General features: G+C 30.0%; 24 protein-coding genes. All 24 read left to right on the top strand.

Going from position 1 to position 23,859, the window contains the following annotated elements; translation table 11 throughout:
• Window positions 1-19 precede the first annotated feature (19 nt).
• Window positions 20-1,090 carry a 3-methyl-2-oxobutanoate dehydrogenase subunit VorB gene (locus ACQ3F0_RS05060; protein WP_428864035.1) on the top strand — a complete coding sequence of 357 codons (1,071 nt, stop codon included), beginning with the start codon at window positions 20-22 and terminating at the stop codon, window positions 1,088-1,090.
• The gene (locus tag ACQ3F0_RS05055; protein ID WP_428864034.1) at window positions 1,090-1,839 is read left to right on the top strand and encodes a thiamine pyrophosphate-dependent enzyme; all 750 of its coding nucleotides are present in this window, start codon (window positions 1,090-1,092) and stop codon (window positions 1,837-1,839) included. Before ACQ3F0_RS05060 ends, ACQ3F0_RS05055 begins: the two co-directional genes overlap by 1 nt.
• 1 nt (window position 1,840) lies before the next feature.
• Window positions 1,841-2,371: a 2-oxoacid:ferredoxin oxidoreductase subunit gamma family protein gene (locus ACQ3F0_RS05050; RefSeq protein WP_428864033.1), complete on the top strand. Its 531-nt coding sequence runs from the start codon at window positions 1,841-1,843 to the stop codon at window positions 2,369-2,371.
• A gap of 215 nt (window positions 2,372-2,586) precedes the next feature.
• Window positions 2,587-2,766, top strand: a complete 180-nt coding sequence (locus tag ACQ3F0_RS05045) for a cupin domain-containing protein (protein ID WP_428864032.1) — start codon at window positions 2,587-2,589, stop codon at window positions 2,764-2,766.
• 288 nt (window positions 2,767-3,054) lie between these two features.
• On the top strand, window positions 3,055-3,417 hold the full coding sequence (locus ACQ3F0_RS05040; RefSeq protein WP_428864031.1) for a DUF2089 domain-containing protein: 363 nt from the start codon (window positions 3,055-3,057) through the stop codon (window positions 3,415-3,417).
• A 15-nt stretch (window positions 3,418-3,432) separates the two neighbouring features.
• Complete coding sequence (locus ACQ3F0_RS05035) at window positions 3,433-3,816, top strand: SHOCT-like domain-containing protein (protein WP_428864030.1); 384 nt, start codon at window positions 3,433-3,435, stop codon at window positions 3,814-3,816.
• A gap of 106 nt (window positions 3,817-3,922) precedes the next feature.
• Complete coding sequence (locus ACQ3F0_RS05030) at window positions 3,923-4,177, top strand: hypothetical protein (RefSeq protein WP_428864029.1); 255 nt, start codon at window positions 3,923-3,925, stop codon at window positions 4,175-4,177.
• A gap of 89 nt (window positions 4,178-4,266) precedes the next feature.
• Complete coding sequence (gene glmM, locus ACQ3F0_RS05025) at window positions 4,267-5,616, top strand: phosphoglucosamine mutase (protein WP_428864028.1); 1,350 nt, start codon at window positions 4,267-4,269, stop codon at window positions 5,614-5,616.
• A 550-nt stretch (window positions 5,617-6,166) separates the two neighbouring features.
• A complete protein-coding gene (gene glmS / locus ACQ3F0_RS05020) occupies window positions 6,167-7,993 on the top strand; it encodes a glutamine--fructose-6-phosphate transaminase (isomerizing) (protein WP_428864027.1) in 1,827 nt (608 codons plus the stop codon).
• A 210-nt stretch (window positions 7,994-8,203) separates the two neighbouring features.
• Window positions 8,204-8,764, top strand: a complete 561-nt coding sequence (locus tag ACQ3F0_RS05015) for a hypothetical protein (RefSeq protein ID WP_428864026.1) — start codon at window positions 8,204-8,206, stop codon at window positions 8,762-8,764.
• A 51-nt stretch (window positions 8,765-8,815) separates the two neighbouring features.
• On the top strand, window positions 8,816-9,310 hold the full coding sequence (locus ACQ3F0_RS05010; protein ID WP_428864024.1) for an NUDIX hydrolase: 495 nt from the start codon (window positions 8,816-8,818) through the stop codon (window positions 9,308-9,310).
• Between the two features lie 62 nt (window positions 9,311-9,372).
• Complete coding sequence (locus ACQ3F0_RS05005) at window positions 9,373-10,245, top strand: AraC family transcriptional regulator (protein WP_428864023.1); 873 nt, start codon at window positions 9,373-9,375, stop codon at window positions 10,243-10,245.
• A gap of 120 nt (window positions 10,246-10,365) precedes the next feature.
• Window positions 10,366-11,703: a PTS galactitol transporter subunit IIC gene (locus ACQ3F0_RS05000; protein WP_428864022.1), complete on the top strand. Its 1,338-nt coding sequence runs from the start codon at window positions 10,366-10,368 to the stop codon at window positions 11,701-11,703.
• A 126-nt stretch (window positions 11,704-11,829) separates the two neighbouring features.
• Complete coding sequence (locus ACQ3F0_RS04995) at window positions 11,830-12,885, top strand: methyltransferase domain-containing protein (protein WP_428864021.1); 1,056 nt, start codon at window positions 11,830-11,832, stop codon at window positions 12,883-12,885.
• Window positions 12,886-13,020: 135 nt separating this feature from the next.
• Entirely contained in the window at window positions 13,021-13,584 is a 564-nt protein-coding gene (locus ACQ3F0_RS04990; RefSeq protein ID WP_428864020.1) for a biotin transporter BioY, read from the top strand.
• A 38-nt stretch (window positions 13,585-13,622) separates the two neighbouring features.
• Window positions 13,623-14,576 carry a biotin synthase BioB gene (gene bioB, locus ACQ3F0_RS04985; protein ID WP_428864019.1) on the top strand — a complete coding sequence of 318 codons (954 nt, stop codon included), beginning with the start codon at window positions 13,623-13,625 and terminating at the stop codon, window positions 14,574-14,576.
• A 185-nt stretch (window positions 14,577-14,761) separates the two neighbouring features.
• A complete protein-coding gene (locus ACQ3F0_RS04980; protein ID WP_428864017.1) occupies window positions 14,762-16,021 on the top strand; it encodes an ABC transporter substrate-binding protein in 1,260 nt (419 codons plus the stop codon).
• A gap of 89 nt (window positions 16,022-16,110) precedes the next feature.
• Window positions 16,111-16,446: a cupin domain-containing protein gene (locus tag ACQ3F0_RS04975; RefSeq protein WP_428864016.1), complete on the top strand. Its 336-nt coding sequence runs from the start codon at window positions 16,111-16,113 to the stop codon at window positions 16,444-16,446.
• Between the two features lie 337 nt (window positions 16,447-16,783).
• Window positions 16,784-18,091: an ABC transporter substrate-binding protein gene (locus tag ACQ3F0_RS04970; RefSeq protein WP_428864015.1), complete on the top strand. Its 1,308-nt coding sequence runs from the start codon at window positions 16,784-16,786 to the stop codon at window positions 18,089-18,091.
• Between the two features lie 61 nt (window positions 18,092-18,152).
• The gene (locus ACQ3F0_RS04965; RefSeq protein WP_428864014.1) at window positions 18,153-19,022 is read left to right on the top strand and encodes a carbohydrate ABC transporter permease; all 870 of its coding nucleotides are present in this window, start codon (window positions 18,153-18,155) and stop codon (window positions 19,020-19,022) included.
• The gene (locus ACQ3F0_RS04960; protein WP_428864013.1) at window positions 19,022-19,834 is read left to right on the top strand and encodes a carbohydrate ABC transporter permease; all 813 of its coding nucleotides are present in this window, start codon (window positions 19,022-19,024) and stop codon (window positions 19,832-19,834) included. Before ACQ3F0_RS04965 ends, ACQ3F0_RS04960 begins: the two co-directional genes overlap by 1 nt.
• A 9-nt stretch (window positions 19,835-19,843) precedes the next feature.
• On the top strand, window positions 19,844-20,431 hold the full coding sequence (locus ACQ3F0_RS04955) for a hypothetical protein (RefSeq protein WP_428864012.1): 588 nt from the start codon (window positions 19,844-19,846) through the stop codon (window positions 20,429-20,431).
• 33 nt (window positions 20,432-20,464) lie between these two features.
• Window positions 20,465-22,696, top strand: a complete 2,232-nt coding sequence (locus ACQ3F0_RS04950) for an alpha-galactosidase (RefSeq protein ID WP_428864011.1) — start codon at window positions 20,465-20,467, stop codon at window positions 22,694-22,696.
• Between the two features lie 119 nt (window positions 22,697-22,815).
• The gene (locus ACQ3F0_RS04945; protein ID WP_428864010.1) at window positions 22,816-23,811 is read left to right on the top strand and encodes a LacI family DNA-binding transcriptional regulator; all 996 of its coding nucleotides are present in this window, start codon (window positions 22,816-22,818) and stop codon (window positions 23,809-23,811) included.
• Window positions 23,812-23,859 lie beyond the last annotated feature (48 nt).

The raw sequence follows: 23,859 nt of genomic DNA, 5'->3' as shown, positions 1-23,859 counted from the left end.
GAAGGAGGAGCAAACATATATGAGTGAAAAAGTTCTTATGAAGGGGAATGAGGCTATTGGTGAAGCTGCTATAAGAGCCAATTGTCAATGTTTCTTTGGTTATCCAATTACTCCTCAAACTGAGGTAGCAGCATATTTGTCAAAACAAATGCCTAAGATAGGAAGAGTTTTCTTGCAAGCGGAAAGTGAAGTTGCAGCAATTAATATGGTGTATGGAGCAGCAGGAGCGGGAGTTAGAGTAATGACTTCTTCATCAAGTCCAGGTATCAGTTTAAAAGCAGAAGGAATATCATATATAGCAGGTGCGGAGTTACCTTGTGTTATTGTAAACATAGTTAGAGGTGGTCCAGGGCTAGGAAGTATTCAGCCAGCACAGTCAGATTACTTCCAAGCTACTAAAGGTGGAGCTCATGGTGACTTTAGTATGCCAGTATTTGCACCATCATCAATTCAAGAAATGGTTGATTTAATTCAAGATGCTTTTGATGTAGCAGACATATATAGAACACCTTGTATGATTATGGGTGATGGAATGCTTGGTCAAATGATGGAACCTGTTGAATTTAAGGAAAGAGAAGACAGAGAACTTCCATCAAAAGATTGGGCAGCTAATGGATTAAACGGAAGAAAGAAACATAATGTAATAAATTCTTTATTTTTAAAGCCAGAGCATTTAGAAGAGCATAATAATAAACTACAGGAAAAATATAAATGTATTAAAGAAAATGAGACAAGATTCGAATTGTTCGAATGTGATAGAGAAAATGATTTAATAATAGTTTCTTATGGAACAACATCAAGAATATGTAAAAATGTTGTTAAATTAGCCGAAAAAGAAGGAATAAAGTTAGGAGTTGTTAGACCGATAACTTTATGGCCATTCCCTTTAGAAGCATTTGAAAAAACAATAGATAAAACTAAATTTGGATATTTATCAGTTGAAATGAGCTGTGGTCAAATGGTTGAAGATGTTAGATTAGCTGTTGAAGGAAGAAAGCCTGTAAGCTTCTATGGAAGATCAGGTGGTATGGTTCCTCATCCTGAAGATATATTAGAAAAAGTTAAAGAAATTATAGGGGGTGCTAAATAATGGCTGTAGTATTTGAACCTACAAAAGCATTAGTAGATATACCTACTCACTACTGTCCAGGTTGTACTCACGGAATTATTCATAGATTAGTAGCGGAAGTTATTGAAGAATTAGATATTTTAGATAAGACAATTGGAATTGCTCCAGTTGGTTGTTCAGTTTTATGCTATGATTATTTTGCTTGTGATATGTATGAAGCAGCACATGGTAGAGCTCCAGCAGTGGCTACAGGTGTTAAGAGATCTCTTCCAGACAAAGTTGTATTCACATATCAAGGTGATGGTGACCTTGCTGCTATAGGTACTGCAGAAGCTGTTCATGTAGCTGCTAGAGGTGAATTAATAACAACAATTTTCGTGAATAACTGTATTTATGGTATGACAGGAGGACAAATGGCTCCAACTACGCTACCAGGGCAAGTAACTGAAACTTCTCCTTATGGTAGAGATGTAAAAACAGCAGGACACCCAATAAGAGTTTCTGAAATGATAGCAACGCTAGATGGTTCTTGTTATGTTGAAAGAGTGTCTGTTGATACAGTACCTAATATAAACAAAGCTAAAAAAGCTATAAAGAAAGCTTTCCAAGCGCAATTAGACGGAAAAGGTTATTCAATGATAGAGGTATTATCTATTTGTCCAACTAACTGGGGATTATCTCCTGCAGAGTCAATGGATTGGTTGAGAGATAATATGATTCCTTATTATCCTTTAGGTGTAGTAAAAGATACTACTAAGGAGGTTGAATAGAATGGCTGAACAACAAATAGTATGTGCAGGATTTGGTGGTCAAGGTATATTATCAATGGGTAAATTCTTAGCTTATGCAGGGATGGATTCAAATAAAAATGTTTCATGGCTTCCTTCTTATGGTCCAGAAATGAGAGGGGGAACTGCTAACTGTTCTGTAGTTGTATCAGATGATTTAGTTGGTTCGCCAGTAGTAACTCACCTTGATTCTGCAATAGTAATGAATAGACCTTCTCTTGATAAATTTGAGCCAATGTTAAAACCAGGTGGACTACTGATAATGGATAGCGATTTAGTAAATAGAATGCCAGAAAGAGATGATATAACTGTAATTGCTGTTCCAGCACAGACTGAAGCAGAAAAAATAGGTAATAAAAGAATTGCTAATATGGTGTTACTAGGAGCATATGTTGCAAAAACAGGTATTGTAACTTTAGAAAGTCTAGTTTTAGCATTAAAAGACCATGGTAAGGCAAACTTCTTTGAAGCAAATGAAAAAGCAATTGCTAAAGGTGCTGAATACGCAAAATAGAATAATAGACATAAATTAAAGACACTAGGAAACTGGTGTCTTTTGTTATGCAAAAGGAATTTTTTTATCTTTTATTTAGTTAAAAGCTTTCGTTCACGAAAGGTATCTGCAACTTGTAACTTATCACTTGTAACTTGTCACTATAAATTGCGAAGCGCTTTTCTTCGCAACTTATAATTATCACGTATTAAAAAGCGATACTTATTTGTATAATAGTGATTGTACGGGTTTGTTATATTGTTAAAGGTTTTCAGTTTGAATTGAATGGTAATAAGCAAACCATTAAAGCTGGGGATAGTGTGTATATTCCGGGAGATGTATTTCATGGAGTTGTTGCGTTAGAAGATGAATCTATGCTTATTGATGTTTTTACACCACAAAGAGAAAATTTTTAAAAATAGAAATGATGACAAAGTAAAATTTGTCATTATTTTTTTGTAATTAAAAAGTTGAAGTAACTAGATATTAGTAGTATTTAGAATAATTGAACATATAATCATAACGAAAACAAAAATTAATAATATAAAAATTAAATATATTAATATAATCATCGCTATACTTTAGAGAAATTAATATATTTATTAAAAATATTAATAAATATAGTTGCAAAATTAATTTTATATTGTATAATAATACCATAGAAAACTTTTTAATAGATGAACTTGAAAAATGAGGTGATGAATATGTCTTACAAAGTTCCAAATAATTGTCCTGTGTGTAGTTCTAATTTAAAAATAACAAGATTAAAATGCGGAAAATGTGGAACGGTTATTGAAAATGAGTTTGAACAATCAAAGTTAGCTTCTTTAAAATCAGAGCAATTACATTTCATAGAAATATTTATTAAGTGTAGAGGAAATATAAAAGATGTTGAAAAAGAAATGGGTATTTCATATCCCACAGTTAGGGCAAAACTTGATGATGTTGTTACAGCACTTGGATATAAAACACCCAAAAAAGATAAAAAAAATACTAAAGAGATAATTGATATGTTAGATAAAGGAGAAATATCAGTTGATGATGCTATGAAGGCGTTAAAAGAATAAAAAGGAGGATTCAGTATGAAAGAGGAAATTTCTAAAATTTTAAAAATGGTTGAAGAAGGAAAGATAGATGCTGACAAAGCATCTGAAATGATCTCATTGTTAAATAATTCCAAAAAAGAAAATTTGACAATTGAAAATGTGGAAACTACAAATATTAACAAGATGTTAAAAGTAAAAGTTTTATCATTAAAAGGTGATAATGTAGATGTAAATATTCCAATAAAATTTGTGAAGAAAATATTAGATGCTTGCGGTAGAATACCGTATTTAGATGGTGACAAGTTTGCGGGAGAAATTGATTTGGTTATGATTGCTGAGGCGATTAATAATGATATTACAGGAAAAATAGTAGAGGTGAAAACAGCAGAGGGAGATATTGTTGAAGTTAGTATAGAGTAGTGTAATAGTTGTAAATTATAAGTTTTAAGTTAACGTCAATTTTCTTGCAGAAAATCTTTGAATTAAAAAAAGATTATCTTAGTATTAATGAGTTAGGTGATATATTATGAAAATAAGAATTAAAAAGAATAGAAGAAAAATATTTACTTTTTATGTACCGTTAGGTTTGGTTAAATTCTTATTACGGGATAGTTTTGTTAGATTTGCAATGAGACATTCAGATGAAAAAGAAAGAGCATATATAAAAAATATTGATTTTAAGGCATTAAGAGAAGCTTTTAACACTTTAATTGAGTATAAAGGTTTGAAGTTGGTTAATGTAGAGAGCGAAGATGGTGATGGTGTGGAAATTGTTGTATAATAACAAATTTTTCGCAAATCGAGTTGTTAATAATATCAGAATATAATATAATTTTCTTGTGTAAAATTTATACAGAGAGAGGTAAAAAAATGGGAAGATTATTCGGAACAGATGGAGTACGAGGAATAGCAAATGTAGAACTGACACCTGAATTAGCATATAGTTTAGGAAGAGCTGGTGCATATGTTTTAACAGAAGGAACACATAAACCTAAAATTCTTGTTGGGATGGACACTAGAATTTCAGGGGATATGCTAGAATCTGCATTAGTATCTGGAATACTTTCAGTAGGTGCAGAAGCGGTTTGTGTAGGAGTTATTCCAACTCCAGCTATTGCTTATCTAACTAGAAAATATGAAGCGGATGCAGGTGTTATGATATCAGCTTCTCATAATCCTGTGGAATATAACGGAATAAAGTTTTTTAATGGAAAAGGATATAAATTAAAGGATGAATTAGAAGATAAGATTCAATCTATTATAGAAAATAATTTTAATGGAGTACCAAACCCTATAGGTGGTGCTATTGGCAGAAAAATTGAAGAAGAAACAGCCCATGAAGATTATATCGAATTTGCAAAATCAACTATTGATATAAAATTAGATGGTTTAAAAATTGCTCTTGATTGTGCTAACGGTGCTTCCTATGAAACGGCTGTAGAAACATTTAGAGAACTAGGTGCTGAAGTTGTTGTGATTAATAATGACCCTGATGGTGTTAATATTAATAAAAACTGTGGATCTACTCATCCGGAAGAATTAATGGATTATGTTGTTCGTAAGGGATGTCACTTAGGTCTTGCTTTTGATGGAGATGCGGATAGATGCCTTGCTGTTGATGAAATGGGTAATTTAATTGATGGAGATTTTATAATGGCTATATGCGGTAAACATTTAAAAGATAGAGGAAAGTTAAAAGATGATACCATTGTATTGACTGTTATGAGCAATTTAGGGCTATTTTTGGCATTAGAAAAGGAAAATATAAAAACAATACAAACAAAAGTTGGAGACAGATATGTACTTGAAGAAATGGTTCAAGAAGGGTACAAATTAGGTGGGGAACAATCAGGACATGTAATATTTTTAGATTATAATACTACTGGAGACGGATTAGTTACAGGATTACAAATTGCAGCAGTAGTTAAGGAAAGTGGAAAAAAATTATCAGAACTTGCATCTATAATGAAGAAATTACCTCAAGTTTTGGTTAATGCAAAAGTTCCAAATGAAAAGAAAAATATTTATAAAGAAGACAAAGATATAATAAATGAAATAAAATTGATTGAAAAAGAATTAGAAGGAAGAGGAAGAGTATTAATCAGGCCTTCTGGAACAGAGCCGCTAGTTAGAGTAATGCTAGAAGGTGAAAATCAGTATGAATTAGAAAAATCAGCAACTAATTTGGCTAAGTTGATTGAATTAAAAGCTATAAATTAAGTTAAAAAGTGCAAGGCCCTATATTTAGAATATAGGGCCTTTAAATAATAACATTGGAGTATGTTATGCAATTACCGAAATAAATTATAACATTTTTTATTAAATAAGTGTTGGATTTTAATTGAAAATATTGTTAATAATTTATGAATAATAATATTATGGCACTATTTTGTATTTAAATAAAAAAACATAAATCATTTGACAGATATTTACGTATAATATAGTATATTATATGTGTGAGGAGCTTGTACTAGATTAGGAAGGCAAAATATTATAAGAAATGGAGGGTGAAATAGGAAATACTAACAAAAAACTGAATATTATAAAGCGCCAGAAGTTAATTATAATGTGCAATTGCCAATTTTGTATTGATGGTTAACTTGACGAGGATGGGGAGAATCGAAAATTCGGCGGATGCCCCACGGTATAATGCTACCGTTAACAACTGACAAAACTTAAAAGCGATTTTGAGCACAAATTCAGTTAGGCATTTATTCTATGTGCAGGCTTCCTTTTAATAAAAATAAAAAGGTTAAAAGGAGAGTTTAATATGTGTGGAATAGTTGGATATTTAGGAAATAAGGATGCATCTAAAGTATTAATTGAAGGTCTTTCAAAGCTTGAATATAGAGGATATGACTCAGCTGGAGTTGCAATTCTCGAAAATAAAAAGATATCAATAGAGAAGAAAAAAGGAAGATTAGTAAATTTGCAAGAGAGGTTACAAGAAAGTCCGATAGAAGGGCAAGTTGGAATTGGTCATACTAGATGGGCCACTCATGGAGAACCTTCGGATGTAAATTCGCATCCTCATATGAATTCTAATGAAACAATTGCTGTTGTGCATAATGGAATTATTGAAAATTATATGGTTCTCAGAGAATGGTTAAAATCAGAAGGATATCAGTTTAGGTCTGAAACTGATACTGAGGTTATACCACAGTTAGTTGATTATTATTATGATGGGAACTTATTAGAAGCGGTGATTAAAGCTGTTAGTAAAATGCAAGGTAGCTATGCGCTAGGTGTTGTTAGTAATAACGAACCAGATAAAATAATAGCTGTTAGAAAAGATAGTCCGTTGATAGTTGGTGTTGGAGAAGGAGAATCTTTTATAGCGTCAGATATACCAGCCGTTTTAAATCACACAAGAGATGTTTACCTTCTTGATGATAATGAGTTTGTTGTTATTGATAGAGAAGGAGTTAAATTATTTGATAAAAATAGAAATAAAATAGATAAGGATACTTTCCATGTAACATGGAATGCTGATGCTGCTGAAAAAGGTGGATATGATCATTTCATGCTTAAAGAAATTTATGAGCAACCTAAAGCTATAAAGGATACTTTAACTTCAAGAGTTATTAAAGGTGAATCTATTAAATTAGATAGTATCACAATATCTAAAGATCAATTAGAAGACATTGATAAGATATATATAGTTGCTTGTGGTACGGCATACCATGCTGGACTTGTTGGTAAATATATAATTGAAAAATTAGCTAAAATTCCTGTAGAAGTTGATATTGCTTCTGAATTTAGATATAGAGATCCATTTATAACTGAAAAAACTTTGTTAATTGTAGTAAGTCAATCAGGTGAAACTGCGGATACATTAGCAGCTTTAAGGCTTGCAAAATCAAAGAATGCTAGAGTTCTTGCAATTACAAATGTAGTAGGAAGTTCTGCAGCAAGAGAAGCGGAAGATGTATTGTATACGTGGGCAGGACCAGAAATTGCTGTTGCTTCAACAAAGGCCTATGTAACTCAATTAATAGCTTTGTATATAGTTGCATTATATTTTGCTGAAAAAACAGGTAGCATAAGAGAAAAAGAAATTGAAAAAATAAAAAGTGGTCTTTTAGATTTATCTGAAAGAGCTGCTGAAGTGTTAGAAAATACAGATGATATAAAAGAATTTGCCAAAGAAGTTGCAAAACACAAAGACATATTCTTCTTAGGAAGAGGTCTTGATTATGCAGTTGCAATGGAAGGGTCGCTAAAGCTTAAAGAAATTTCATATATTCATTCAGAAGCTTATGCAGGTGGAGAATTAAAACATGGAACTATAGCTTTAATTGAGGAAGATACTGTTGTGATAGCTTTAGCAACTCAAAGTAACTTATTTGAGAAGATGGTGAGTAATATAAAAGAAGTTACAACTAGAGGGGCAAAAGTACTTGCAATAAGCAAGGAAGGATATGAAGATATTGAAAAGGTGGTAGATACAACAATTTATACCCCAAGAGTTAGAAGTGTGTTAGCTCCAATTCTTTCAGTTATTCCACTTCAATTGCTAGCATATTATGTATCAGTTCAAAAAGGTTGTGACGTAGATAAGCCTAGGAATTTAGCTAAGTCAGTTACGGTTGAATAAAAAGAGGCTTGTCCTAAATTGATTATGTAGATGGATTGATAAAATAAATTCGAATTAAAAATAATAAAGTTATACTAAAAGTCATGAGATTTTAGGCTGAAAATGCTTAGAATTGCATGACTTTTTTTGTGTATAGGGAAGGGTTTGAAAAAAGATTATTAAATAAATATGGTACAATATTAATATTATATGGATAAGAGGGTGAGTAGTATGTTACCTAAGTTATATTTAGAAATTGATAGCAAAGAAAATATTAAAAATATGCTTGAAAACTATTGTGATTTTATATTGTGTAAGCCTTCAAATGATACAGAAGAATATATGTTTTATGCTAAAGAAAAATTAACGATTCTTGCTACTGATGGTTCTGGTGGAGTTTATGCTATTGTGGGAGATGGAGATGTAGAAAAATTATCTGTTGTATATGTTAGTTCTGAAGGGCAGGCAGGAAAGATTGCTAATTCTTTTAATGAATTACTCTCTTTGATTATTTATTATCCTTTTTGGCTAGATATTCTGAAGTTTTCAGATAATGCTGATATTGATAGAATGATAGATACGGTTCCTTTACTGGAAAAGGAGAGGTTAGAAGATATACCTGACTACATTGAAATACAAGAAGAGATTGGATGCAATTTAGGCCTAGCTAAATCTAAAAAATCAATAAATAATTTAAGAAATATAGTAATTGAAAAACCTGGATTTGTGGTTTGTTCCACTGAGGATAATAATCCCTCTGAGACATTGGTTAATTTTTATGTTATAGAATAAAAACTTTGAAATAGGTTGATATTAAATGAAATTATTAAAGGAGAGTTTATCATGGAAGTATTTGCAAAACCTGGAGTAGGTGGTATTGTAACGAAAAGAATAGGCGAAATAGATTATATATTAATTCAGGAAAGATATAAGGAGAATGGTGGGTCAGAAAATGGTTTGATAGAGATTCCAGCAGGTAAAATAAGAGAATTTGAGAATATATTTGATTGTTTAAGAAGAGAAATATGGGAAGAAACAGGTTTGACTGTTACAGAAATTAAAGGAGAAAATGATTCGGTTATTTTTGAATTAAATGGATATAAAGTTTTAAACTATACACCATATGCATGTTCTCAAAATATCGAGGGGAACTATCCTATTATGGTTCAAACTTTTATATGTAAAGTTAAAGGTAAAGTATTAGAAAAAACAAATGAAACACAAAATATTAGATGGGTATCATTAAAGGAATTAAAAAATATGTTAGAAGTAAATGAAGAAAGTTTTTACCCTATGCATATTTTAACATTAAAAAAATACATAAATGAAAAATATTAATATTCGAATAGAGTAATATAAAACGGGTAAAAGAATTAGTATAGTGTGGAAATGAGGTATAAATGCAAATTTATAAAGAAAATCTTGTCCATAATGGTTTATCATTTCCAGTGGACATATTCATAAAAGATAATTTGATAAATAATGATGTTCAGCATCCCCATTGGCATGAATGGCATCAGATTATGTACATGCTTGAAGGAGATGCGTTACAACAAGTAAATGATAAAACTACAAAGGTGAAAAAAGATGATATTATAATTTTAAAAAAAGGAGATATACATACTACTTATATAGAGCCTTCTATAACAACTAGTATACTCTTCATTGAATTTCATGCAGATGTTATAGAGAATAATTTTACATCTTTATTTGAATCGAAATATATAACTTACTTTTTAAATAATAATAGTAGTGGCATCTCTCACATAAAAAATACAGATGAAAATTATTCAAAAATACATTATATACTTAATGGGCTTTATGATGAGTTTGTTAATAAAGAAAAATGTTATGAAATATTTATTAAAGGATATTTGTATCAATTAGTAGCAGTACTCACCAGAAGTAATGTAATTAATAGTAATAGTGATTTTAAAGATATTGAATTACAAAAATTAGATAAGTTATTTAAGTATATTGAAATTAATTATAAGGAGAATGTCGATTTAAAGATGGCTGCGAGTATTCTTAATTTAAGTTATAATTATAGTTCAAGATATTTCAAAAAAATAACAGGTAGGACTTTTAAAGAGTATTTAGATTTTGTTAGAATTTCTGAAGCGGAAAAATTGATACTGTCAAAAGATATTAATATTTCACAAGCGGCTTATGAAGTGGGTTTTTCTAACGTATCAAGTTTTAATAGAGTTTTTAAAAGAGTAAAAAACTATCCTCCAAGTGATATAAAAAAGATAAAAACTGCAAAGAAATAGATAAGAATCAACATATATTTATTTTTATACTTCTTCTATACTAAAGATATGCCAGTTTATAGTTGATTGTAACCTGTCAATAGATAGATAAACTGCACATAATTTTAAGGGGGAGCAAAGATGTTGGATTTTTTGAGTGGAGTTTTAGAACTGATATTAAGTTTTGAATCTTATGTAATGTTGCCAATATTGATGATGATTATAGCTTTGATAATTAGATTGCCGTGGGAAAAAACATTTAAATCATGTTTAACACTGGGAATAGGGTTTATAGGAATTTTTGTTATTTTTGATAATTTTGTAAAGTATCTAGGGCCAGTTTTAGAAGTGATAGTCCAAAATACTGGTATGGAATTAAATGTTTTAGATGTAGGTTGGCCACCACTTGCGGCAATAACTTGGTCTTTTAAGTTTGTACCTTTGTTACTAGCGATTATTATGGCAATTAACGTAATAATGTTAGTTGGTAAATGGACTAAAACAGTAAATATAGATATTTGGAATTATTGGCATTTTATTTTTCTAGCACAAATTCTATACTATGTGACTGGAAATATATATATATCTACTTGTGCAGCTGTTTTTTCGGAAATAATTATTTTGAAAATTGCAGATTGGAGCGCTCCGGATGTAGAAGAATTCTTGGGTATAGAGGGGGTTACTATTACTACCTTACATTGTGTCTGTTATTATCCAGTAGGCATTTTTGGAAATAGTTTATTACAGAAAGTTCCATTAATAAATAGAATTCAAGCTAATCCAGATAAAATTAAAGATAAACTTGGTTTCTTTGGAGATCCTATGTTTATAGGATTTGCTATGGGAGCGGTATTGGGAATAGTAGCAGGTTACAGTACAAAAGATACTTTAGAGCTTGCATTTAATATTGCAGCAGTGGTTTATATACTTCCTAAAATGACAAGGATATTAGGGGATGGATTGTTGCCTATTTCTTCTGGAATGCAGGAGTATATGATGAGAAAATTTCCTAAAATGAAAAAAACATATATAGGATTGCATTTGGCTGTTTTGCTTGGTGATTCAGCTGTTATAGTTACGGGAATATTATTAATGCCTGCTTCATTGATATTAGCATTGACTCTACCAGGAGTAAGATTTTTGCCTTTAGGATCTTTGCCAAATATGATGGGACTTATTCCTATGATTGTAATTGCATGTAGAAGAAATGTTGTAAATTCTTTTATTATAGGAGTGTTTGTGGTTATTGGGCATTTATATGTAGCATCAGGTATGGCTGAAATTTTTACTGGACTGGCTGAAAGTGTTAACTATACTATAACAGGATATAATGGTATAATAACAAGTTTTCTAGATGGTGGAATGTTAATGAGGTATTGGATTGTGGAATTATTTACAGGAGGTGTGATAGGATTAATTTTAACCCCTGTAGTTATATTTTTGTTATTTTATACAAAGAAAAAATGTGATTCAAAATAATAAAAAGCATGTAATTAAGAATAAAAAGTTCTTGATTACATGCTTTTTATTTATATTTTGTGTTGACCTTAGCCTTAAGCTAAGGTTTATACTTATAGCAGATAATAGCGAGGGAGTGATTTGTAAATGTCAAAAAAATACTCAATTAATGAAGTGGCAAATGTTTTTAATGTTACTTCTAATAAGATAAGATTTTATGAAAAGAAAGGGCTGATAAATCCTTTAAGAGATAGCGATAATAACTACAGGTATTACACAAAAGATGATTTAATAAGAATACAAACAATACTTATGTATAGAGCGCTAGATTTTTCAGTAGAAGATATAAAACATATCATTGATAAAAATTACAAGGATAATATATTAGAACATTTTTACAAGCAATGGGAAGTATTAAATGACGAAATGCATAGATTGAGGCTACTAAAAGATTCCGTTGAGGAGTTAATGGATGTAATATATGAAACTATTGATGATAAGTATGTAGATAAAATAATTCAATCAGTAAAAACTATTAACGAAGTAAGAAGTGTTAAGAATAACTGGAAAGACAAGTGGAATTTTGATGACTGGGCTAAAACTTATGATATATCTATTAGAAAAAATATAGGTAGTTTAAATATTTATAAAAATTACGATAAAATATTACAAACTGTATATGAAAAGTCGCTTAAGAATATATGTGAAGATACAAATAAAGTTAATGTTCTTGATATTGGAGTAGGGACAGGAAATCTTTCTCGAAAATATTTAGATGAGGGATACAATATTATAGGTATTGACCAATCAAGGAAAATGTTGAATGTAGCAAAACAAAAATTTCCTAAGCTAAAAGTGAGACTAGGGGAGTTCTTAAAAATACCATTTAACAATAGTAAGTTTGATATTATTGTTTCTACCTATGCTTTTCATCATTTGAATGATGTGGAGAAAAATATGGCTATTAAAGAAATGATAAGAGTGTTAAAAGATGATGGAATGATTGTTATTGGAGATATGATGTTTGAAAATGAGGAGGAAAAAGAAAACTTAATGAGTGGATTTTCAAATGAACAAATTGAAGAAATAGAGGATGAGTACTATTCAAATATTGAAGAACTTGAGATAGAATTTAAAAAATATGGTAAAAAGCTAACTATAAATAAGATTGATAAGGTGAATTTTGTTATAAGTGTTAGATAATTATTGTATAGTAAATTTTTATTGTTTACATTTGGTTACTTAAAGGTTGACAATCATGGAGAGGATGCTATAATATAAATATGTAAACCGTGAATGATAAACAAGTTAACAATTAGTAACCGAGGAGGAATTTGAATGAAAATTAATACAAAAGATATGATTTTAGTTGCAATGTTTGCAGCGCTTACTGCTGTTGGAGCATTTTTGAAGATACCAGTTGAACCTGCAGCAATAACTCTTCAGTTTTTATTTACTGCTTTTGCAGGAATTATTTTAGGGTCAAAATTAGGGGCTTTATCACAGATTGTATATGTAGCAACTGGGTTAATTGGTATTCCTATATTTACTAAAGGTGGAGGTATAGGATATGTAATGCAACCATCATTTGGATATTTAATTGGATTTATAGTTGGAGCTTATGTTATTGGAAAAATTGTTGAAAACTCAGATAACCCTAACTATTTTACATTCTTAATAGCATCTATAGCTGGATTATTTGTAATTTATTTGATAGGGGTTCCATATTTATATGTGATTCTTACAAAAGTGGTTGGAATGGAACTTTCAATAGGAGGAGCATTAAAAATTGGATTAGTAGTATTTTTACCAGGAGATATATTGAAATGTTTAATAACTGCAATTGTGGGTGTTAATGTAATACCAAGATTAAAGAAAGCAAAAGTGTTAGAAGCTAGATAGAATTATTCAATTATTAATTTTCGTAAGGAGTAATAAAAATGGATATAATTATAATGGATTTGAAAAATAAAGTATTAAATGGAGAATTTATAAATTTCCAAGAAGCTTTAGAATTATCAAAAACTGAAGATTTAGAAGGACTTATAAAAGCTGCAAAAGAAATTAAATTGAAATTTAATGATAATAAAGTTAATTTATGTACAATCGTAAATGCTAAATCTGGAAAATGTTCTGAGAATTGTAGATTTTGTGCACAGTCTGCTTACCATAAAACCGATGTAAAAGAATATGAACTAATTGATAGTGAAAAGATTATAGAAGATGCTAAGGAAAAGGAAAGACAAGGTGCAGATAGTTTTTCTATTGTGACAAGCGGTAAAGGGTTAGAAGATCATGATTTTGATAAAGTAATTGAAGTGATAAAAACTTTAAAAAAAGAGACTGATTTAAAAGTATGTGGATCTTTTGGCGTTATAACACATGACAAATTCTTGAGATTAAAAGAAGTAGGGTTAGAACATTATCATCACAATCTTCAAACTAGTGAATCTTATTTCAAAAATATTATTACTACTCATAGCTATGAAGATAGAATAAATACTATAAAAAATGCAAAGAAAGCTGGCGTGGGAGTATGTGCAGGTGGAATATTTGGAATGGGAGAATCTCCGGAAGATAGAATTAAGATGGCGCTTGAACTTAGAAATTTAAATGTAGATAATGTACCAATTAATATTTTAGTACCTGTAAAAGGGACAGCTTTGGAGTCAGTGGGAGTATTGAAATATGATGAGATATTAAGGTATATTGCAGTTTATAGATTTATTTTACCCAAAACTAATTTAGTTTTTGGCGCTGGAAGAGAATATATTAGAGGAAAAGAGGAAGAGGTTCTAAATGCAGGGATAACATCTATGATAACAGGAACACTTCTCACTATTGATGGTTGCGAAATTGAGAAAGATAAAAGAATGGTGGATTCATTACTATAAAAACTACTAGAAAACTCTCTAGTAGTTTTCTTATTATATTAACGAAATTAATAATTAAGTTTTTGCAGAAAAATTCGTGGAAAATAATTGGTAATTTGATATAATTGAATTATTGTAAAATAAAATTATAATATTGAATTGTTTTAGGGATTGGAGCAGTCAAATAGAATTTGGGGGAAGAATAGATGCAAAAAAGATTTTTTTCGATAATAGCTCTTGGGGTTATTATAATTTTAACTATTTCTGGATTAACAGCATGTGGTAATGATAAAAAATCAGAGGTTATATTAGATTTTGTTTGGTTTTCAGATAGCGTTGAAGGTGAGGTAGTGAAGTCAATAATTAACGATTATGAAGAAATAAATAAAAATATTACTATTAATTTAATAGAAGTACCGTATAAAGAATTAAGAACTACAATAGAGTGTATGATTTCAGAAGGGAAAACGCCAGCATTTGCACGTGTGTCTAATCCTAGGGCTTATTCTGAATTATCGCAACCCCTTAATGATTATTATGATGAAAATATTACAGATCAATTTGTAATATCTTTGAAACCTTATTACACTATAGGTGAAGAGGTTTTAGCAATTCCTACGGATGCTACGGTAAATGGTATGATTTATAATAAGACATTATTTGATAAGGCTGGTGTAGATGTGCCTTTATCTAGAGATGATATTTGGAATTGGGATGAATGTGTTGAAGCTGTTAAAATAGTTAAGGATAAGGGTGGGGCTCAGTACGGTATTCTGTGGGATGCATCTCCGCAAAGGTGGTCAACAATATTATATGATTTTGGTGGAAGAATAGTAAATAAAGATGGGACCAAAATGACAATAAATAATGAAAAGGGTATTGCTGTTTTAGAATATTTCAAAAGAATGAATGATGAAGATGTTGTAACAAACTCAGTGTGGTTAAATGGAGAAGATACTAGCTCTTTATTTAGAGCTGGAGAGGCTGCAATTCATTTCTCTGGAAATTGGATGATGGCAAACTATAGAGATTTATCTAATTTTGAATGGGGAGTGACTTATGTGCCTACTGGGGAAAATAGGTCTTCCGTACCATCAGGCAAATTTGTTCTGGCTTTTAAGGATACTGGAGTAGAAGAGGAAACAGTTAATTTTATTAAATACTTAACTTCTAAGGAAGTTAACGCTAGATATTGTACGGAATCTTTGTTATTAAGTCCTAGAGTGGATAATAATGAGCTAGAATACCAATTTGGAAAGGAATTTTTTGAGATATTTGCAGAGGAATTGAATAATACTCCTGAAATTGCAGCTGAGGACTGGTCAAAACAAAATTTAATGCCAGTGATATATGGAGATGTGAAAACATATATTACTGAAGTTATAAGAGGGAAATATACTGTGAAAGAAGCTTTAGATAATGTTGCAGCTATTGGGGATGATGTTATAAAAAAGAATGAGAAATAAATATGTGAAAATTAGTTACTTAGGTAACTGATTTTATATAAGTTAAAAATTATAATAAAGATAAAGTGGAATTAAGAGGAGGTAAATTTATGATAGAAACTAATTATAATTTTCAAAAATTAGATGGAAATATTACTGAAAAAGTTATTCAAAAGGTTGTGGATGAGGATAATGCCGCTTTAATTCATATGAAATTCACAAAAGGTGAGGGTTTGCCTGAACATTATTCAAATTCAAATGTGTATATGATTGTTGCTAGAGGAATGTTGACTTTGAAATTGGGTGAACAAGAGCCTCATAAATACGAAGAAGGTAGTATTATAAGTATACCGTATAATGTTAAAATGAATGTTAATAATTTTGATGAGAATTTATTAGAAATGTTTGTTGTTAAAGCACCTAATCCAAGAAATTATAAAGAATGATTTAAGACATTATAATTTGTAATAAATTTTAGTTAGTAAAAAAAGCAGTTTATGTAGAACTGCTTTTTTATTATTTATTTAGTAAAAGTTTAGTAAAATTAATTGTATTTATGAATAAAATCAATTGATGCTGATGCGGTTGTGTAGAATTAAATGTAAAAAGTTAGGTATTAATTAGTTTAAAATCAAGCGGATTCAAAGGTTGCAGAAAATTAAAGTTAAAAATAGTAAAATTAGTTACAAAAAGTTATTGATTCACTGTTGAAATTTTAGTAAAGTTTTGCTAAAATATAATCATAAAGTTGTTATCGATTACAACGATTATAGGGGGGAAGTTATGAAAAGAAAATTTTTAAAATCAACAATTGCAATGATGCTAGCTACTGGAATGTTAATTCTTGCTGGTTGTGGAGGAAATACTAGTACATCAGTAGATGAAGCTAAATCTGGTGATGAAGAAAGTAAAGAAAAAGTAAAACTTAGTGTAGCGGTAAACTTTAATCAAACTGAAGTTACTTATACGAATCTCCAAGAAATTATTGCGAACTTTGAGACAGAAAACTCTGACATCGATGTTGAATTAGCTTACTTACCTGATTATGAATCAACAATGAAAACTAAAATGGCTGCAAACGATTTACCTGACCTTTGGTCTACTCACGGATGGTCTGTTGCAAGATATAGCGAATATTTAACACCACTTCAAGATCAACCATGGGCAAGTAAAATTGATCCATTAATAAAACCAGTAATTACTAACACTAATGATGAAATATTTGTATTACCTATGGACTATGATGTTGCGGGTATAGCATTTAATAAAACAGTATTAGATGAAGCTAGAGTTGATCCTTTTGAAATAAAAACTTGGGATAATTTCAAAGCTGCATGTGAAAAAGTGAAAGCAGTTGGGAAGACACCGCTTTACATAGGTGGAGCTAAAGATGATTGGACAGTTGGTAACTTTTTTGATTGGGTTGCGCCTTCATTCTTAATCACAAACGAATCTAAAAATTATAGAAATGAATTGAAGGATGGTTCATTTGATTGGAATAATTGGAAACCAGTTGCTCAATTATTCGATGATTTATATAAATCAGATTATATGAACAAGAATGTTGCTGAAGGGACATGGCCTGAAGTAGGTGAGCAATTAGCTAAAGGAAATGCTGCATTTGCATTCTTTGGTAACTATGTTATTGGTGAAGCTAAGAAGTTTGCACCTGATGGAGAATATGGATTTATACCTGTTCCAGCAAATACTCCGGATGATGAGCCTAGCTTGATTACTGGTGAAAGAAGTACTTTGGGTATTTGGAAAGATACAAAACACCCAGAAGAGGCTAAGAGATTCTTAGAATTTTTGGCTAAACCAGAAAATATAAATAAAGTTGCTTCAGGTAACTTAGCACCAACTGGATTGTCTGGAGATGGTTATAAAAGTGATACAGGAAATTTAGCTCCATACTTTGAAAATGCCACAAATTTCAGAGGGTTTGGATATTTTGACCGTGAGTATCTTCCAAACGGTATGTGGGATTCATTATGTAAAACAGGAACAGGAATTATATCTGGGACAATGGATATGGATAATGTAGTTAAAAAATTAAAAGAAGATTACGATAGATTACGTTCTCAACAATAATAATGGCACAATAAAAAAGTAGGATAAATTTATCCTACTTTTCTTTAGAAGGGGTGATATTTTGAAAAAGGCATTAAAGTGGACAAATTTAATGTACATTCCAGCAATATTATTATTTTTGGTATTTGTGCTTTATCCATTCTTAAGTGGAATTAAAATTGCGTTTACAAACTGGAATGGTTATTCTCAGAGTTATAAATTTATCGGGTTATATAATTTTAAAACAATGTTAGCTGATGCCAATGTTGGAATGGCATTTAAAAATACATTGATTTACGGTATAGGAAGTACTATTTTTCAGCAAGTTTTAGGACTAGCATATGCGGTTTTGCTAAATGATTATTTTAAAGGCCGCGGGTTAGCTAGAACTATAGTTTACTTACCAGTACTGATATCAGCAGTTATTATGGGTTATATGTGGTATTTCTTACTTAGATATGATAATGGAGCATTGAATGATATTTTGATTTTATTTGGAGCAGAGCCTAAACTATGGCTATCAAGTCCAAATCTTGCGGTAACGATGATGGTTGTAATTAATACACTACAATTTATGGGAATATCAATGGTAATTTATCTCGCTGGTCTTCAAGGAATACCAACTATGTACTATGAAGCAGCGGATATTGATTGTGCAGGTGCATGGGCTAAATTTAGACATATTACTTTACCTCTTTTATATCCTTCTATTGTTACTAGTGTTACGTTGAATCTAATCGGTGGTTTGAAACTTTTTGATGTAATCAAAGCTTTAACCAATGGCGGACCGGGATATACTACTCACTCATTGTCAACATTGATTCATTCGACTTATTTTGATACTCAATCAGCTGGTTATGCATCAGCAATCGGACTTCTATTATTTATTTCTATATTATTAACTACATTAGTAATACAAATATTTTTTAGAAGAAGGGAAGTGGAGTATTAATGAAAAAGAAAACCATGTGGAAAACAGTTCTAGCAATTTTTGTTGCAATTATTCATGTAGTTCCAATTTATATAACTATTGTTGCATCTCTAAAAGAAATTACTGATTTTTCTTCTTATTGGATATTGCCTAAAAAACTATTTTTTGAAAATTATTCAATAGCTTTGAATAATGGAGGGATGATGATAGCTTTTAGAAATACTATAATTATTACTTTAGTTTCAGTAATATTGATTGTTTTTGTTGGTGCTATGGCTTCTTATCCTTTAGCAAGAAACCAATCTAAATTAAATATATTTATTACAACTTTTATATTAGCTATAATGATGATTCCGCCTTTGAGTTTGTTGGTTCCGTTGTATAGTTTTATGGCAAAACTAAAGGGAATCAGCACATTTTGGGGAATAATTGTTGTACATGTAACTTTCCAACTACCGTTAAGTATATTTTTATACACAAACTTTATAAAAACAATTCCTCTAGCTTTAGATGAAGCTGCTACCATTGATGGATGTAGTAATTTCAGTATTTTTTATAGAATAATATTACCTTTATTGAAGCCAGTTACAGCAACAGTAATCATTTTAACTGGAGTGGCGATATGGAATGATTATCAGTTTTCGTTATATTTCTTACAAAATCCTAATATGAAAGTAGTTACATTAGCAATATCATCTTTCTTTGCGATGACGGGGACAAATTTAAATGCCGCAGCAGCGTCTGCTGTTATGGGAATTTTACCAATAACTATATTATATATTGCTCTTCAAAAATACTTTGTTAAAGGTATGGTTGATAGTGCAGTGAAATAAGGTGATAGTATGAAAATTATTGGAAAAGATGTATTAGAGAATAAGTTTTTAAATTATGGAGAATTATGTTTTTATATAATTTTTATAAGTTGTTTTGTGATTTTAACTTCAATACCTGTTATCACAATAGGTGTATCTTTGACAGCGGCATATTCATGTTTTGAAGGAATTGAAAAAAATGATGGTTCGATAACTGTTAAGAATTTGAGTTATTTATATTTTAGATCTTTTGTAAAAAAAGTAATACCAGCTACAAGTATTACTATTTGGTTCTTGGCAATGGGATATTCAATATTTAGATTTATAAAACTAATTGACGGAAATATTTATGCTTTAGCATTACTTATTTTTATAACTATCGAGTGTGTAATGTTTTTTCAAGTAATATTTTTTTATTTATCTAAAGGAGACTTAACTTATATAGATACGATTATAAAATCTTTTTCTACAGCAAATCTTAAAATAGACAAAATGATCATTCTTGTTCTAACAATGGTTTTGATAATTTTGTTTGTATCGTTTAAAGCTTGGGTGGTGATTTTGGGTGTAGGGTTTCACGTTTATATTAATCATAATATCTTATCAAAAGTGACTTAATTTAAAACTGTAAGGAAAGCGGGGAGGAATAACATGCCTATTAAATTTAATAAAAATACTAAGGAATTTCATTTATATAATAATGAAATAAGTTATATTATAAATATACTAAAGAATAATCAAATAGGTAATTTATACTTTGGGAAAAAAATTACGCATAGAGATTCATTTAAACATCTACTTAATATAAACAATAGAGCGTTAACAGCTTGTATTTATAAGGATGATTATTCTTTTTCACTTGATCATATAAAACAAGAATATCCATCTTATGGAACTACAGATTTTAGACAACCTTCTCATAAAATAAAACAAAGAAACGGAAGTACCATTACCAATTTTGAATACAAAAAACATTATATATATAAAGGTAAGAAAAAACTTGATGGTTTACCAGCAACTTATACTGAAAATGAAAATGAAGCAATTACTCTTGAAATACATTTAGAAGATTCAATTATACGTACAGAGTTAGTATTGTATTATTCGATATTTGAAAACTATTCTGCTATTGCAAGAAGTGCTAAATTTATTAATAAAGGAGAAAGTGATATAAAACTATGTAGTGCAATGAGTATGTCTTTAGACTTACCTGATGATGAGTATGAAATGATGCATTTATCAGGTGGGTGGAGTAGAGAAAGACATGTTAAGAAAAGAAAGCTTCAAAGTGGTATTCAATCAGTTTATAGTGCAAGAGGAGCTAGTTCAGTACATCATAATCCTTTTATAGCACTTAAAAAATTTGATGCAAATGAGTTTAATGGAGAAGTTTATGGGTTTAGTTTAGTTTATAGTGGAAATTTTATTGCGCAAGTAGAAGTAGATTATCTATCTGTATCAAGAATAACAATGGGAATAAATCCTTTTGGATTTGAATGGAGCTTGGAAAAGGGAAAGGAATTTCAAACACCAGAGGCCGTGATGGTTTATTCATTAAGAGGTATTAATGGTATGAGTCAAACATACCACAAATTATACAGGACTCGTTTAGCAAGAGGGTATTGGAGAGATAAAACAAGACCTATATTGATTAATAATTGGGAAGCTACTTATTTTGATTTTAATGAAGAAAAAATATTAAATATTGCTAAAACGGCTAAAGAATACGGTGTTGAGATGTTTGTTCTAGATGACGGGTGGTTTGGAAAAAGAAATGATGATACGACTTCATTAGGTGATTGGTTCGTAGATGAATCAAAGTTGCCTAATGGAATTAGCAGTTTGGCTAATAAAATAAAAGATATGGGAATGATGTTTGGGTTGTGGTTTGAACCTGAGATGGTGAATAAAGCCAGCAAGCTTTATGAAGAACATCCAGATTGGGTTATAAGTACTCCGAATCGAAAAGATTCTCATGGGAGAAACCAATTTGTATTAGATTTTTCAAGAAAAGAAGTTGTTGATTATATTTTTGCAATGATGGATAATATATTGAGTGAAGCACCTGTTTCTTATATAAAATGGGATATGAATAGGAATATAACTGAAGCTTATTCTATAGCATTAGATACACATAAACAAGAGGAATTAATGCATAGGCATATTTTGGGTGTATACAATTTATATGAAAGGTTGATTGAAAAATTCCCGAAAATTTTATTTGAATCATGTGCAAGCGGAGGAGGAAGATTTGACCCGGGTATGCTTTATTATGCTCCTCAGACTTGGACATCTGATGACACTGATGCAATAGAAAGATTAAAAATTCAATATGGTACTTCTATGGTTTATCCGATAAGTTCAATGGGGTCTCATGTATCAGCGGTACCAAATCATCAAGTTCTTAGAGTGACTGATATAGACACTAGAGCGAATGTAGCATACTTTGGAACATTTGGATATGAACTTGATTTAAATCATCTTTCAATTGAAGATAAGAATAAGCTAAGAAATCAAATAGATTTTTATAAAGAAAATAGAGAATTAATCCAAAAAGGTGATTTTTATAGACTAATAAGTCCATTTGAAAAAGATGGAAATATTACTTCTTGGATGGTAGTGTCGGAAGACAAAGAGCAATCTTTAGTTGGATATTATAAAATTTTGAATGAAGCAAATCCGGTGTTACAGAGAATAAAGCTCCAAGGGCTAGATAATGAAAAAAAATATTCTATAAACAATAGTGATAAACTGTTTTATGGTGATGAATTAATGAATATTGGAATTCTGCCAGGAGAGATTTTTACAGGATATAATGATGGGTGCAAACATAAGTGGATAAAGGATTTTTATTCAACTATATTTATATTGAAAGCTGTATAAAAATAAGGGTTATTTAAAATATGTCTATGATATAATGTTCATATAAAGTTTTTAGTGCTATTATGAATTTATGTGGCGGATATAATATAATAATGAATTAAGTAAGTTAGGAGAGAGTTATGGCAACAATTAAAGATATTGCAAAAAAAGCTGGAGTATCAATTTCAACTGTGTCTAGGGTTTTAAACTATGATAAAAGCTTGAATGTACAAGATAGTACTAGAAAAAAAATCTTGGAAATTGCAGAAAAACTTGAATATATTACAGTAAGGGAAAGAAAAAACAGGAAAGATTCTTTTGTAATAGGAATCGCACATTTTTTTTCAGAGAAAGAGGAAATAGGAGATCCTTTTTATCTTTCTATAAGAGTTGCCATTGAAAGAAAATGTTCTGAAGAAAATATAAGATTTTTTAGATTAGATAAATTTAATCAATTTCAAATAAATGAAACATTAGATGCAATAGTAGCAATTGGAGGTTTTGATGAAAGTCAAATTATTCAATTAAGTAGTATGTCCAATAATATAGTTTTTGTTGATTCATCTCCTGATGAAAATAAATTTGATTCTGTTGTTCTTGATTTTAGAAAATCTGTGTTTGATACATTAGATTATATAATAGAACAAGGACATGAACAAATTGGTTATATAGGTGGTGAGAGATATATTGTTGGGAAAAATAATAAAGAACGTGATTATAGAGAGATGGCCTATAGAGAATATATGACACATAAAGGTAATCTTAATGAGAAGTTCATAGGAGTAGGTAGTTTTACTCATGAGGATGGCTATAATTTGATGAAATCATGTTTAGAGAATGAAAAGTTACCTACAGCATTTTTTATTGCTAGTGACCCTATGGCAATAGGTGCATATAAAGCAATAATTGAAAAAGGATTAAAGATCCCTGATGATATAAGTATTATTGGTTTTGATGATATTATAACTGCTCAATATTTAGTTCCAGCATTAACAACAGTAAAGGTTTTTACTGAATTTATGGGAGAAACAGCTGTAGAATTAATGGTTGAGAAATTAAAAACAGGAAGAGAAATTTGTAAAAAAGTAACTATTCCTACTAAGTTAATTATTAGAGATAGTTGTAAAGAAAGATAAAAGCTTGCAGAAATAATTCTGCAAGCTTTTTGTTGGAATTTATCAATT

The organism is Clostridium sediminicola, from assembly GCF_050402865.1.
Lineage (GTDB): Bacteria > Bacillota > Clostridia > Clostridiales > Clostridiaceae > Clostridium_AF > Clostridium_AF sediminicola.
This window is presented reverse-complemented; position numbering and strand designations above follow the sequence as displayed.

Bases quoted from the DNA above. Each gene is read 5' to 3' on its own strand.
- ACQ3F0_RS04950 (WP_428864011.1), top strand. From the start codon at position 20,465: ATGCCTATTAAATTTAATAAAAATACTAAGGAATTTCATTTATATAAT.
- ACQ3F0_RS04975 (WP_428864016.1), top strand. From the start codon at position 16,111: ATGATAGAAACTAATTATAATTTTCAAAAATTAGATGGAAATATTACT.
- ACQ3F0_RS05050 (WP_428864033.1), top strand. From the start codon at position 1,841: ATGGCTGAACAACAAATAGTATGTGCAGGATTTGGTGGTCAAGGTATA.
- ACQ3F0_RS05035 (WP_428864030.1), top strand. From the start codon at position 3,433: ATGAAAGAGGAAATTTCTAAAATTTTAAAAATGGTTGAAGAAGGAAAG.
- ACQ3F0_RS05010 (WP_428864024.1), top strand. From the start codon at position 8,816: ATGGAAGTATTTGCAAAACCTGGAGTAGGTGGTATTGTAACGAAAAGA.
- ACQ3F0_RS05000 (WP_428864022.1), top strand. From the start codon at position 10,366: ATGTTGGATTTTTTGAGTGGAGTTTTAGAACTGATATTAAGTTTTGAA.
- ACQ3F0_RS04945 (WP_428864010.1), top strand. From the start codon at position 22,816: ATGGCAACAATTAAAGATATTGCAAAAAAAGCTGGAGTATCAATTTCA.
- ACQ3F0_RS04955 (WP_428864012.1), top strand. From the start codon at position 19,844: ATGAAAATTATTGGAAAAGATGTATTAGAGAATAAGTTTTTAAATTAT.
- ACQ3F0_RS05030 (WP_428864029.1), top strand. From the start codon at position 3,923: ATGAAAATAAGAATTAAAAAGAATAGAAGAAAAATATTTACTTTTTAT.
- ACQ3F0_RS05060 (WP_428864035.1), top strand. From the start codon at position 20: ATGAGTGAAAAAGTTCTTATGAAGGGGAATGAGGCTATTGGTGAAGCT.
- ACQ3F0_RS05015 (WP_428864026.1), top strand. From the start codon at position 8,204: ATGTTACCTAAGTTATATTTAGAAATTGATAGCAAAGAAAATATTAAA.
- ACQ3F0_RS04990 (WP_428864020.1), top strand. From the start codon at position 13,021: ATGAAAATTAATACAAAAGATATGATTTTAGTTGCAATGTTTGCAGCG.
- ACQ3F0_RS04960 (WP_428864013.1), top strand. From the start codon at position 19,022: ATGAAAAAGAAAACCATGTGGAAAACAGTTCTAGCAATTTTTGTTGCA.
- ACQ3F0_RS05055 (WP_428864034.1), top strand. From the start codon at position 1,090: ATGGCTGTAGTATTTGAACCTACAAAAGCATTAGTAGATATACCTACT.
- ACQ3F0_RS04995 (WP_428864021.1), top strand. From the start codon at position 11,830: ATGTCAAAAAAATACTCAATTAATGAAGTGGCAAATGTTTTTAATGTT.
- ACQ3F0_RS04980 (WP_428864017.1), top strand. From the start codon at position 14,762: ATGCAAAAAAGATTTTTTTCGATAATAGCTCTTGGGGTTATTATAATT.
- ACQ3F0_RS04970 (WP_428864015.1), top strand. From the start codon at position 16,784: ATGAAAAGAAAATTTTTAAAATCAACAATTGCAATGATGCTAGCTACT.
- glmS (WP_428864027.1), top strand. From the start codon at position 6,167: ATGTGTGGAATAGTTGGATATTTAGGAAATAAGGATGCATCTAAAGTA.
- ACQ3F0_RS05005 (WP_428864023.1), top strand. From the start codon at position 9,373: ATGCAAATTTATAAAGAAAATCTTGTCCATAATGGTTTATCATTTCCA.
- bioB (WP_428864019.1), top strand. From the start codon at position 13,623: ATGGATATAATTATAATGGATTTGAAAAATAAAGTATTAAATGGAGAA.
- ACQ3F0_RS05040 (WP_428864031.1), top strand. From the start codon at position 3,055: ATGTCTTACAAAGTTCCAAATAATTGTCCTGTGTGTAGTTCTAATTTA.
- glmM (WP_428864028.1), top strand. From the start codon at position 4,267: ATGGGAAGATTATTCGGAACAGATGGAGTACGAGGAATAGCAAATGTA.